This is a genomic window from Lignipirellula cremea, from assembly GCF_056501455.1.
Genome location: NZ_CM151415.1, coordinates 61,189 through 74,037, shown reverse-complemented (window position 1 = coordinate 74,037; position 12,849 = coordinate 61,189). Strand labels below are relative to the sequence as shown.

The 12,849-nt window shown below is 66.8% G+C and carries 10 protein-coding genes; 5 read left to right on the top strand and 5 right to left on the bottom strand.

Annotated elements, in window-relative coordinates:
- Positions 1-17: 17 nt before the first annotated feature.
- The 5 genes from rfbF to SH602x_RS00285 form a co-directional block, all read right to left on the bottom strand.
- Positions 18-845 carry a glucose-1-phosphate cytidylyltransferase gene (rfbF, locus tag SH602x_RS00305; RefSeq protein ID WP_479474910.1) on the bottom strand — a complete coding sequence of 276 codons (828 nt, stop codon included), beginning with the start codon at positions 843-845 and terminating at the stop codon, positions 18-20.
- Positions 846-1,729: 884 nt separating this feature from the next.
- The gene (locus SH602x_RS00300; protein WP_479474909.1) at positions 1,730-2,491 is read right to left on the bottom strand and encodes a hypothetical protein; all 762 of its coding nucleotides are present in this window, start codon (positions 2,489-2,491) and stop codon (positions 1,730-1,732) included.
- Positions 2,492-2,607: 116 nt separating this feature from the next.
- Positions 2,608-3,954, bottom strand: a complete 1,347-nt coding sequence (locus SH602x_RS00295) for an alpha/beta hydrolase family protein (protein WP_479474908.1) — start codon at positions 3,952-3,954, stop codon at positions 2,608-2,610.
- 55 nt (positions 3,955-4,009) lie between these two features.
- Positions 4,010-4,258, bottom strand: coding sequence for a hypothetical protein (locus SH602x_RS00290; protein ID WP_479474907.1), 249 nt, complete (start codon positions 4,256-4,258; stop codon positions 4,010-4,012).
- Positions 4,259-4,546: 288 nt separating this feature from the next.
- A complete protein-coding gene (locus SH602x_RS00285) occupies positions 4,547-6,097 on the bottom strand; it encodes an amidase family protein (RefSeq protein ID WP_479474906.1) in 1,551 nt (516 codons plus the stop codon).
- A gap of 169 nt (positions 6,098-6,266) precedes the next feature.
- Here SH602x_RS00285 and SH602x_RS00280 point away from each other — a divergent pair, with 169 nt between their 5' ends.
- The 5 genes from SH602x_RS00280 (at position 6,267) to SH602x_RS00260 (ending at position 12,844) form a co-directional block, all read left to right on the top strand.
- On the top strand, positions 6,267-7,247 hold the full coding sequence (locus tag SH602x_RS00280; protein WP_479474905.1) for an aldo/keto reductase: 981 nt from the start codon (positions 6,267-6,269) through the stop codon (positions 7,245-7,247).
- Positions 7,248-7,473: 226 nt separating this feature from the next.
- Positions 7,474-8,451, top strand: coding sequence for an outer membrane protein assembly factor BamB family protein (locus SH602x_RS00275; protein ID WP_479474904.1), 978 nt, complete (start codon positions 7,474-7,476; stop codon positions 8,449-8,451).
- A gap of 29 nt (positions 8,452-8,480) precedes the next feature.
- Positions 8,481-9,179 carry a C40 family peptidase gene (locus SH602x_RS00270; protein WP_479474903.1) on the top strand — a complete coding sequence of 233 codons (699 nt, stop codon included), beginning with the start codon at positions 8,481-8,483 and terminating at the stop codon, positions 9,177-9,179.
- A gap of 77 nt (positions 9,180-9,256) precedes the next feature.
- A complete protein-coding gene (locus SH602x_RS00265) occupies positions 9,257-9,916 on the top strand; it encodes a DUF4126 domain-containing protein (protein WP_479474902.1) in 660 nt (219 codons plus the stop codon).
- 270 nt (positions 9,917-10,186) lie between these two features.
- Positions 10,187-12,844 (top strand): sodium-translocating pyrophosphatase, encoded by a 2,658-nt coding sequence (locus tag SH602x_RS00260; RefSeq protein ID WP_479474901.1) that lies wholly within the window; start codon positions 10,187-10,189, stop codon positions 12,842-12,844.
- Positions 12,845-12,849: the final 5 nt, after the last annotated feature.

Below are 12,849 nucleotides of genomic sequence, written 5' to 3'. Positions count from 1 at the left end.
GGACTGCATTCGTTCGTCTACGCTGTTTTCCGTCGTTCCGTCGCTGCGGTCGTCGGCAGCGTGGCGGGTTGGCCGGCGTCCCACGTTCGCCAGGGGGCGTCGCCGGTCGACCAGAGCTGTTCGAGGTAGTTCTTGTCGCGGAGCGTGTCCATGCACTGCCAGAAGCCGTCGTGGCGATACGCGGCAAGCTGCCCCTCGGCCGCCAGTCGCTCCAGCACGTCGGCTTCCAGGCTGCACTTGTCGCCGTGCAGGTAAGGGAAGATCTCGGGTTCCAGCACGAGGAAGCCGCCGTTGATCCAGCCCTCGCCGGCGACCGGCTTTTCCATGAAGCGGGTGACGATGCCGTCGTCGATCATCAGCCCGCCGAAGCGTGCGGGCGGACGGACCGCGGTCACGGTCGCGAGCTTGCCGTGCCGCTTGTGGAACGCGACCAGGGCGCCGAGATCGACGTCGCTGACGCCGTCGCCGTAGGTGAGCAGGAACGTCTCGTCATGCAGCCATTTGCGCATGCGGAGGAGACGCCCGCCGGTGAGCGTTTCGCCGCCGGTCTCGATCAGGTTGACCGACCAGGGCTCGTGATCTTCCTTTTCGCGAACGATGCGTCCGCTCTTGAAGTCGACCGTGAGGTTGCCCGAGAGCATGTACCGGTCGAGGAAGTACTCCTTGACCACGTCGCCGAGATAGCCGAGGGCGACGTAGAAATCGTCGTGCCCGTGACGAAGGTAGTGCTTCATCACGTGCCACAGGATGGGCCGGGCGCCGATTTCCACCATCGGCTTGGGGCGCGTACGGGTCTCCTCGGCGAGCCTCGTGCCGAGTCCTCCGGCGAGCAGGACGGTTTTCATGGCGCAGTCATCCTTGACGCGTCGAATCGAGCAGGGCCCACGTTACGGGAAACGGGCCGTTTGGGGCAACCTCGGTTCTAAGGCACGCATTCCGGCGAGCGCACCTTGCGGCTTGCGATCGGCACGATAGTTCGCCGAACGGATACAGGAATCGTCGGCGAACGGGTGGCGCTGGTTGTCTCAACCAGCGTCAGCGCAGCGGATCGGAGGCCTCAGTGGCGCGTCGGAATCCTCGCCGGCGGATTCCGACGAAGCGTCTTTTCGAAGTTGGCCGGCGACCTTGCGCCGAATTCGCTCCGAGGCCTCCGACGGGCTGCGCCCGCGCCGGTTGAGGCAACCGGCGCCACCCTGAAGCGAGCGCCGCTCGCAAATCGCAAGGCGCGCAATCGCGCGCTCGGCGCGGGTCTCTGACCCCGCCGTTTTAGAACGATCGCTGAAAAGAATCCGCTGGCGACCGGGGTCTCCTGACCCCGTTTCGGCCCGCTGCATCGCGGCTTCGTCTGGCCTGCCGCGCGGGAGACCTGCGGTCGGTCCCTCGGCGGGGTCAGAGACCCGCGCCAAGCGCATGGGAGTAACCTCGCGTAGCCGGCGAGCGGGGGATGTAAATCCCCCGAGGTTCCTGGCGCTCGTACGATTCGGCCTCGGGGGATTCACACATCCCCCGATCGCCCTTCTAAATCAGCGTCTCTCTTTCAGGGTGTACGAAAAAGGGCGACGTCGCCTGGCGGGGGCGCGCGGTCGTCGTGGGCCTGTCACGAGTCGAGGAGCCTAGGATTTCGACTGCGACGCCTGGGCCGGCGCTGATCCCCGCCGAGTGAACGATACGCGCGGACCGATCCGGAAGGCGACACTTTTCTTTCGCTCTGCCCGAGCGCTCGAACGACTCAGGCTTCGACTGCCCGGCGCCGCTCGACGATGGAGAGGATCTGGCGACAGATCTGTTCGCCGTAGAAGGCGTTGCCGTGCGTCGAGTCGTCGGCCCAGGCCTCGCGGATCAGCATGCCGTCGGCATCCTGCATCGACGCCGGAACCGGCACGAAGCGGACGCCCGCCTCTTCGCAGGCCTCCCGCACGATCGCGGAATGGACCCGCCAGAGCTTGTAACGGAGCGCCGCGGGGGCGACGCCGAGTTCCGGAACCAGTTCCTCGAAACCGACCGGGTACCGTGCGATATGCTCGGCGGACGGAATCGGCGGCGGGGACTCGAGTTGCACGATCGGCAGCGACGTCGACCGGCGAAGAAGCGTCATCAACTGGATCGTCGGCAGCAGGCGCCTCTCCAGGTTCCTGCGGATCAGAAGCGCCGGCAGGACCTGGGCGTCTGCCTGCAGCGGCAGATCGGTAGCCTCCGGCAACACGAAATCGAACCGGGTCGGATGATTGACGAGGCCGAGGGCGTTGTGGTCGTTGCCGCCGACGACCGAAACGATCAGCCGGAGACCTGGTCGAGCGAGTTCCGCCAGGATCTTTTCGTTGTAGCTGCCGTCGACGATCCAAGGCTGCCAGTCGCGACTGAGCAGTTGAACGAAGCGAAGGTCCAGCCCCTCCGTCCGCCCCGTTCCCGCGCGCGTGTCCCAGGCGAGCCGCACCGCGCGCAGATGGCTGCTCCCGAAGACGAGGACTTCGCAGACGTCGTCAGGAGCCATGGGAGGCGCGGAACCTGGCCAGGGAGTAAGCGATTCGCCTCGCGGAGCCGTTCGAACGGCTTTCGAACGCACGTCCGCAGGCGATGCTACATGCTGATCGAACGCCGTGGGGAAAGCTACCGTCTCTCCGGAACCGCGATGCCTTCGCTCGACGTCTTCAATCCGACCGCATTCCTCGCGACGATCGTCAGCGACGCGCCGGCGGGAGCCTGATCGCCGGAAAGAACCAGCTCCATCGCGGGAACGGGCGCCTCGGGGGTGTCGTGGTACGACATCTTCTGGAAGAGGGGGCGTCCGAAATGGGAGGCGGGCTGCTCGGGCAGCGAGGCGATCGGCTGGCCTTCGACCAGCACGTCGAAGCCGCCGACGCCGCTCTCGAAGTCGGCCTGCTGGTCCCACTTCAGGATCACGGTCTGATCCGGGTTGCGGACGATCGAGAAATCCGTCGGGGCAGGAGGAGGCGTGTCGTCGCCGACGATCCCGGCGCCGACGTACTCCTGCCAGACCTTCGCGACCCGTTCGTTGGGCAGCCAGCTCATCTGCGACGGATCGCTCTCGTACTTCGCGAGCGGGCCGACGATCTTCGTTTCCCAGTCGCCCAGCCAGACGCCTTCGTCCGATACAGGTCGTAGCGCCTGATCGTTGTCGCCGGCTTCAGGAAGTCGCATGGCCAGGCAGGCGTCGAAGAAGGGGATGGCGAGGTAGCGACTGTCGCCGCATTCGTGGCCGCGGAGCGGATCGGGCGCGAAGGCGATGGGCGCCCCCTTCGCCCGCAGGTCCTGGAACATGGCGAGCGTGTTCGTGAAGGCGCCGTCGAACCGTTCGTGCCCCTTCTCCTTCATGCCGGGGTTGCACATTACGGGGATCGACAGCACGCCGGCGGGAAGCTCGGCAGCGGGGTCGTCCTTGTTCCAGTCCTTGTACGACGTGCCGGAGCGGAGCCACGCCGCGACGATCCGCTCGGGGTGCAGGGTCATCATCCAACTCGCCCAGGTGCCGCCGCCCGAGTGCCCCCACAGGCACCAGGGGACGGTCGCGATCTCCGGGCGACCGGCTTGCTTCGCGAAATCGTTGAGCGCCTTGCGGAAGGCGGCGTCGGAACCTCCCTGCGGATAGCACCACGTGCCGCAGCTCGCCCCCTTCGCGCGATAGGACGAGCCCAGCAGGGCGCAGTCGTGCCGCCTCGCCAGTTCCTGCCAGTGCAGATCGTCCGCCGCGGTGACGCCGCCCAGTTCCGCTCCGTCGCCGCAGCCATGCTGATGCACGATCACGCCGCGGACGGGTCGCTCGCCCAGGTCGGGGATCCAGAGCCAGTAGTTCGCCTCGATCGACAGCTCGCCCGGCTTCGCCTCTCCCTCCGCCGGCGCGTCGTAGTGGACGTGAAGCTTTCGCTCTTCGGCAGAGAGGCCGCACGTGAAGACGAACAGCAGGGCCGCCGCGAAGGCGATGGACGGACGCGTCATAAGAGTCAGGCAGGGAGAAGAGGAGGGGGGAAGGAGGCAGCCGAACGAACACTACTTAAGGCAGTTCATCGTCCCAGGGATGCTCATGCCCGTGACTATGGCCGCCGGACGTGAAGTCGGCGTGTCCGTGGCCATGCTCGATGCCGGGGCCATGGACGTGATAGTGGGCGTGCGCCGTCTCGGTCAGCGGCGCCTCGGCAGGTCGCGATTCGCAGCTCGACACCGACAGCCCGATCGCGCCTGCGAAGAAAATCGCGAACGCGACTTGCAGGGCGATGCCGAAGCGATCGAACGAAGTACGCAAGAGGCGCACGCGAGGAGGAGCCGACGAGGTCGAGAAGGGGCGAGCGATTCAGTCTAACTTGCGAAGGGGCCCCTCGCGCAGTTCAGCGTCATCCGGGGGTGGCGCCGGTTGCTCAACCGGCGCGGGCGCAGCCCGTCGGAGGCCTTGGAGCCGACGCGGCGTTAAGAAGGCTGTCATCCTTTCGAGGAGAAAGCCAGCAAATGGAAAACGGCGACGACATTCCGGCACGCTTCTAAGGCCTCCGATTCGCTTCGCGAACGCCGGTTGAGCAACCGGCGCCACCCAGGATCACGGCCCCGCGATGCCCGGCGGCGTGACGTTCAGGGGGTAGTCAGGTCGTCCGGCGAACAGCTCTTCCAGCGACTGCATGACCGAGAGGCAGAGCGAGTCCTGCCAGTGGGGCGCGGCGACCTGCACGCCGATGGGGAGCCCGGCGGAGTTTTCTTCTGTCGAGCGGGCGGCCTGGACGATGGCGTCGCGGCTCTTCGCCCGGGGCGATTGTTCGTTCTCGCGGACGCGGGTCAGGCTGACCGTGCCGGCGGGGAAGCCGACCAGGTTCATCAGGAAGGCGTAGCTGGCCGCGGGGATCAGATCGAAGCCCAGGCGGTGCGGCATCGCGGGCAGCGCATGCGGCGGACAGATGCAGGCGTGCAGGCCGGCCTGCTGCCAGCTTTCCAGAAAGCGAATGCGATACCGCGTCAGTTCGTCGTTGAGCAGCCAGTAGCCGTCGGCGCTGATCGGCTTCGCCGCGAGGAGCAGTCCGGACTTGTAGACCTGACCCTGCCAGCGAAGCATCGCCGAGAGGGCGCCGCGCATCGCGACGGGAACCTTGGCGATGTTCTTCAGCATGGCGACGCGCTGGTCGACGTCGCTGCCGCGGAGCATCCGCTGGGCGTCGGCGCCGCCGTCGGCGCCGAGCAGTCCGAAGTAGAGGCGGATCGCCTCCGGCACGTCGGGCGGCGTCCAGCGCACGATCCGCGCGCCTTCGCCCGCCAGCGCGTTCGCCGCCTCGTCGACCGCACGGCGAATCGCAGGGCTGGGCGCGAAGTAGCCGTCGTCCTCCCACACGCCGATAGCCAGGCCCCGCACGTCACGACGCTCGTCGCGCCAGGGAGCGGGTCGCGACTCCCAGGCGTTTTCTTCGTCGAGAGGTTCGCCTTCGCAGGGCGTGGTGAGAGCCTCCAGCATCGCGGCGAGGTCGGCCACCCGGCGGGCGAGCGGACCGGGGGTCCACTCGATCGCGTTCATGCCGTGCAGCGTGCCGAGCGAGCCGGTACGAGGGAGCAGCTTGTTCGTCGGCTTGAAGCCATGCACGCCGCAGAAGTGGGCGGGCAGGCGAATGCTGCCGCCGAGATCGCTCCCCAGCCCCATCAGCGAACCGCCGGCAGCGATCAGCGCCCCTTCGCCGCCGCTGCTTCCGCCCGGGCCGCGGGAGAGGTCCCAGGGATTGTTCGTGCAGCCGTAGACGGGGTTATCCGACTCGTGCCAGATCATGAGCTGCGGCACGTTGGTCTTGCAGAGCGGAATGGCTCCCGCCGCGCGCAGTCGCCGCACGGGCAGACCGTCGCGCTCGCTCTTCTTTCCGCGCAGCGACGTGAGGCCGATCGTGGCGTCCGTCCCCGCGAGCCGGAAGCACTCCTTGATCGAGACCGGCACGCCGGCGAGCGGTCCGGTCAACTCGCCCCGTTCGATCCGTACGTCGATGGCCTTGGCTTCTGCCAGCGCCTCTTCGTCCCGGCGAATGACGACGGCGTTCAGCTTAGGGTTCACCGCGTCGATCCGGCGGAGCAGGCGCTCGACCGATTCGACGGCGGAGGATTCTCTCAGGGAAGCGCTCATGCGGCAGGAGCAGTCTCTACGGAGCGTGTCGAAACTTCCGGATCATCCTACCCTACAAGATTCGCGGCGCCGTCGGACGAGCCGGCAGCGGCACACGGACGCGCTTCGCCCGCTACCGTAGAGCCCGCAGCGACTGACTTTCTTCGCCTGACCTTGCGAGATGACCCCCATGAACGTGACGAACGTCCCCCTTGCCGACGGCGGAGCTATGCCCAGCGTCGGTCTCGGCTGCTGGAAGATCGAGAAGCCGATCGCCGCGGAGGTCGTCGCCCAGGCGGCCCGGATCGGCTATCGCCATTTCGACTGTGCGTGCGACTACGGCAACGAGGAGGAAGTCGGCGACGGCCTCGCCCGAGTCATGGACGAGGGGGTCGCCCGGGAGGATCTGTGGGTCACGTCGAAGCTCTGGAACACGTACCACCGGCCCGAGTATGTCCGCCCCGCGATCGAGCGGTCGCTGGACGATCTGAAGCTGGATTACCTGGACCTGTACCTCATCCATTTCCCGATCTCGCTGGCCTACGTCCCGTTCGAGGAACGCTATCCGCCCGGCTGGGTCTTCGATCCGCAGGCTGATCGGCCGGCGATGAAGCCCGATCTGGTTCCGATCGCGGAGACCTGGGCCGCGATGGAGGAACTGGTGACGGTCGGCTTCGCGAAGCGGATCGGCGTCTGCAACTTTCCGGTCGCGCTGCTGCGGGACCTGCTGGCGTACGGGATGACGCCGCCTGCCGTGCTGCAGGTGGAAATGCATCCCTACCTGACGCAGGAAAAGCTGCTCCGCTTCTGTAAGGAATCAGGGATCGCGGTCACCGCCTTCTCGCCGTTCGGGGCGCCGTCGTACGTCCCGCTGGGCATGGCGACGGAGGACGATTCCGTGATGGCGAAGCAGCTGATCCACCAGATCGCCTCCCGCCACGAGCGCACCCCTGCTCAGATCCTGCTCCGCTGGGCCGTCCAGCGCGGAACCGCCGTGATCCCGAAAACCACGCGACCCGAGCGGCTGGCGGAGAACCTGGCGCTCTTCGACTTCGAGCTGTCCGACGAAGAGATGAAGCGGATCGCGTCGCTCAACCGCAACCAGCGTTTCAACGACCCCGGAGTCTTCGGCGAGGAAGCGTTCGGAACGTTCTTTCCGATTTATGAGTGAAGGAGTCGGCGGATACGCAAGGTCCTGGCGAGCGGGGGACGTGAGTCCCCCGAGGCCGAATCGAACGAGAGCCGCCAGCGACCTCGGGGGATTTACATCCCCCGCTCGCCCCGGAATCCGAGAGCGACCGCACAGCGCCGAACCTTCATGACTGGCGACCGCATTCCAGCCAGACCAGAATGACGGGGCGCACGATCTCGCTTCCCGCTCTTCGGAACTTCTCGCGATGCGATTTCTCCATCTTCGTCCTTTCTTCGCGATCGCCGCGTTGACGCTGCTCGCTGCCGTTTCGCTCCGGGCCGACGAGCCGCAGCGAACGTTCTACGGCGCCGATTCGTCGAAGGGCATTCTCGCGAAGGTCGAGAACGGCGAGATCGTCTGGAAGACCAAGATCGGGCCCCTGCACGATCTGCACGTGCTGCCCAGCGGCAACCTGCTGTTCCAGACCGACTGGCAGCATGTCGTGGAGATGGAGCCCGAGACGCAGAAGATCGTCTGGTCGTACGACGCTACGAAGCATGCGGAGGGAAAGCCGGTCGAGGTACATGCCTTTCAGCGACGAGCTGACGGTTCGACGATGGTCGCCGAGTCGGGCACCACCCGCATCGTCGAGGTGGCGCAGGACGGTTCTATCCTGAAGCAGGTTCCGCTGAAGGTTCGCCAGACGAACGCCCACTCCGATACGCGGCTGGTCCGCGCGCTCGAGAACGGGAACTATCTCGTCTGCCATGAACGGGACGGGCTGGTTCGCGAGTATTCGCCGGAAGGGAAGACCGTCTGGGAGTTCGAGGTGCCGTTGTTCGATCGTCAGCCGGCGCCGGGTCACGGACCGGAAGCGTACGGCAACCAGGCCTTCTCCGCGGTCCGATTGCCCAGCGGCAACACGCTGATCGGGACCGGCAACGGCCACGGCATCCTGGAGGTGACGCCTGCGAAGGAGATCGTCTGGCAGGTCGGGCAGGACGACCTCGAAGGGGTGCGACTGGCCTGGGTCACCACCCTGCAGGTTCTACCCAGCGGCAATATCGTCGTGGGGAACTGCCACGCCGGGCCGGAGAATCCCCAGCTGGTGGAGATCGACCGGGAGAAGAACGTCGTCTGGAAGTACCGAAATTTCAAGGACTTCGGCGACTCGTTCACGAATTCGATCGTGGTCTCCGTGGACGGCGCGCCGCTTGCACCGGAGGAGTTGAAGCTGCGGTAACTGACCCCTCCTGAAGGATGCCCCTACCCGTGATCGAGAACGAACAAGCTCCGCTCTTCGACAAGCGGCGACCGGTCTACGGCAAGGACTACGACCGGGGCTGGATCGGGTTCAACCACTCCAGCAGTTGGATGAGCCAGGTGATCGGGAGCGTCGGCCATCGTCGGCAGGAGAGCCCGGTCGTGATCTCCCACGCGTTCATCGTGACGGGGGAAGATACCTGCGTCGAAGCGGCGTTCAAGAAGGGCGTGCTGGTCACGAGCCTGACGGAGCAGTACTTCAACATGACCTCCCGGTACGTCGTCTTTCGCAAGCCGCGGGGACTGACGCCGGAGCTGGCCGACCGGATCTGCGAGCTGGCAGAGTCGCAGGTCGGCACGCGATTCGACAACGGCGTGCTGGTCGCTCACGCACTGAACGACCACTTCGTCGGCTGGTTGATCAACAAGGTCACCGGCGACGCGGCCCGGGCGGCGTCCGACGCGCTCTTCAACCAGAAGGACGAGTGGATCTGCAGCGAGCTGACGGCATACGTCCTGAACCAGATCCCGGAATTCAAGAAAATCGGGACCCTGGACCAGCGTCCCGGAATGCTGACCCCCCAGGAGCTCTTCGAGAACGACGATCTCTTCGAGCCGATGCCCCAGCCGGACGGTAGCCTCAAAGGGGCGAGAGAGATGGAATACGTACCGGTCGTGGAGAAAGAACCGGATAACGCCGACAATTGAGCGAATAATGGAAGGACGACGCTTCGACCGCTCGCTCGCTCCCAGAACGTTTCTCTCCGTCCTTCGTGTTCCTGCTCATGCTCGAATGGTTCGCCGTCTCCGCTGAATCGCCTGACGTCTGGACGAGCGCCTTGCTGTCGCTTTGCGTCGGCGTCGCGCTCTCGGCGGCGTGCGGCTTTCGCGTCTTCATTCCGATGCTCTGCCTGAGCGTCGCGGCGAAGCTGGGGTGGGTCGGCTTCGACGAAGGCTTCGCCTGGATCGGAAGCTGGCCCGCGCTGATCGCGTTCGCCGTCGCCACTCTGCTGGAGACGGGGGCGTTCTACGTTCCCTGGCTCGATAACGCCTTGGACGCGGTCAAGGCGCCGGCGGCGATGCTGGCCGGGACGATCGCGACGGCAGGCTTCCTGACGGAGGTCGATCCGCTCCTGCAATGGTCGTGCGCCATCATCGCCGGCGCGGGCGCGGCCGGTCTGACCAGCCTGGGCATGGCGGGCGTTCGTGTCGTCTCCACCGCCGCGACAGGGGGCTTCGGCAACTTCCTGGTCGCGACGTTCGAGTGGGTGGCGTCGCTCGTCCTGGCGGCGATGGCGATCGTCGTCCCGGTCGCCGCGGCTCTCTTTACGCTCGTGGCGATCGTCTTCCTCGCACGGTACGCCTGGCGGTTTCTGTTCCGCCGGAAGCGACTCGCCCGGGAGGCTCTGCCGGAGCCGGACAAGCTCACCCTGCCGTCGGCCTGAGGCAGCAGACGGGGAATTTCTGATCCCGTCGCGGCGAGGGAAGGTTCGTGATCCGCCATTGATTGCGGAACGGTCGCCGCTCCCCTATCATGCCCTCCTCCCTATCGTGCGATAGACGAACGTCGATTCGCTGACGAGATGCGGAGCGCCTGGACGCCGCTGGCGCGTCTGCCGCGGAAGCCTGACGCCTGTTTTCCCCGCGGCAGGTTTCGGCTGCGTCGCGCGATCGACGGCTGCGTTTCCCCCACGAGTTGCGACCAAGGATGCGGCATGTCGGAGACGGAGTCGAATCAGGCGCTGACGCTGCGGAGCGGCGGATCGGTCCGGAGTCTAGCGAAGCAGGCGCTCGCGGCGGGAATCGTGCTTGCAGGAGGCGCGCCTGCGCTTGCCTATTCCCAGGAACGAACCGCCGAAGCGGGCTCTACCGCGGCTGATGCCTACGGCGGGCTCCCCGCGCCGGAAGGGCTCCTCTGGGCGCTCGGAGCCGTCGCAGCGATCGCGGCGCTCGTCCAGGCGTTCCTGTTCTATCGCAAGATGATGACCGCCGATCCGGGGACGCCCCGGATGGTCGAGATCGCCGAATACGTCCGGGTAGGCGCCGGCGCCTACCTGCGTCAGCAGTACCTCGTCGTCACCGGCTTCTTCATCGTCACGGCCATTCTGCTCGGCGTGGCGGCGGCTTACGGGGCGCAGTCGGTCTACATGCCGTTCGCGTTTCTGACGGGCGGGTTTTTCTCGGGTCTCGCCGGTTACTTCGGCATGAAGACGGCGACCCAGGCGAGCAGTCGCACGGCGGCGGGAGCGCAGGTCTCGCTCAACGCGGGCCTGCAGATCGCCTTCCGCTCCGGCGCGGTGATGGGTTTGGCGGTCGTCGGGCTGGGGCTGCTCTTCATCCTGATCTGGTACGGCGTACTGCGGTGGGGCTTCGACGAGTCGCCCTCGCGGATCGCCGTAACGATGGTCACCTTCGGCATGGGGGCCAGTCTGCAGGCGCTCTTCGCCCGCGTCGGCGGGGGCATTTTCACCAAGGCGGCGGACGTCGGCGCCGATCTGGTCGGCAAAGTCGAAGCGGGCATCCCCGAAGACGATCCCCGCAATCCGGCCACGATCGCCGACAACGTCGGGGATAACGTCGGCGACGTCGCCGGCATGGGCGCCGACCTGTACGAGTCGTACTGCGGCTCGATCCTGGCCGCCGCGTCGCTCGGCGCCGCCGCGTTCGTGCAACTCGGCCACGGGGGGGACTCTCGCCTGCAACTGGGGGCGATCTTTCTTCCCATCGTGATCGCCGCCTTCGGCATCGTCGTCTCCATCGCCGGCATCTATCTGGTTTCGACCACGGAAGACGCGACGCAGAAGGACCTGCTGCGGGCGCTGCAAAAGGGAATTCTGTCCGCCACGGTCGGGATGTCGCTGGCGACGTTCGCGATCGTCTGGTGGCTGCTGCCCGGGTTCCTGGGCGTCGCCGTCGCGGTGGTGGTCGGGCTGCTCGCGGGATGGGCGATCGGCCAGTGGACCGAATACGCGACGAGCGCCGAGTACGGCCCCACGCAGCGGCTGGCCGCAGAGGCGCAAACGGGTCCGGCGACGATCCTCATCGGCGGCATCGCCGACGGCATGAAGAGCGTCTGGGCGCCGGTCCTCATCATCTGCATCGCGACGATCGCCGCGTTCGTCGCCGCCACGAACGGTCGCTACGACGAGATCGAATCGTTCACGCTCGGCCTGTACGGCGTCGCCGTCGCCGCCGTCGGCATGCTCAGCACGCTGGGAATCACGCTGGCGACCGACGCGTACGGTCCGATCGCCGACAACGCGGGCGGCAACGCCGAGATGGCCGAACTGGAACCGTACGTTCGCGAGCGCACCGACGCCCTCGACAGCCTGGGCAACACGACCGCCGCGACGGGGAAGGGTTTCGCCATCGGGTCGGCCGCGCTCACGGCGCTGGCGCTCCTCGCCGCGTACGCGGAAGAGATCCGCATCGGCTTCGAGCGCTGGGCCGACGATCCGGCGCTGCTCGCCGAGGCCGAGCCCGGCTTCTACAAGGTCTCGCCCCACCTGGTGGTCGAGAAGCTCGCGCAGGGGCAGGGGGGTTCGGCCGACGACATCGGACGCGCCTGGCTGATCATGCCCGAAGACGGCAGGCGGGCGCAGTGGAAGAGCGTCCCGCTCGCGACCGACGGCGCCGCGACGCGGTTGAACGTCCGGACCGCGGGCGACGAAGCGGTCGTCGATCTGGCGGCTGCCGGAGCGCCCGCTTCGACCCTTCTTTCCGATCCGTCCCGGGTCGCGTTCGTGCCGGCGAACCGGGCGACGCTGCCCGACTACGCCCGGTACTACGAAGCCACGCTGCTCAATCCGCGGACGCTGGTGGGACTGCTCATCGGATGCATGACGACGTTCGTCTTCTGCGCGATGACCATGAAGGCGGTCGGCCGCGCGGCCGAGGAGATGGTCGAGGAGGTTCGCCGGCAGTTCAACCAGGATCCGGGCATTCTGCAGGGGACGTCGCTTCCCGATTACGCGGCGCCGGTCCGGATCAGCACGGTCTCCGCGCAGCGGGAGATGATCCTGCCCTCGGCGTTGAGCATCGTCATCCCGATCGCGACCGGTCTGGCGCTCGGCGTCGGCGGCACGATGGGCCTGCTGGCCGGGGCGCTCGCCAGCGGCTTCAGCGTCGCCATCTTCATGGCCAACGCGGGCGGTTCCTGGGACAACGCGAAGAAGTACATCGAACAGGGCGCGTTCGGCGGCAAGGGCTCCCCCGCTCACAAGGCCGCCGTCGTCGGCGATACGGTCGGCGACCCCTTCAAGGACACGTCGGGCCCCTCGCTGAACATCCTCATCAAGCTGATGAGCATGGTCAGCCTGACCGTCGCCGCGCTGATCGTCCGCTATTCGCTGCAGGCGATGGGGTGGTTTTAAGAAAT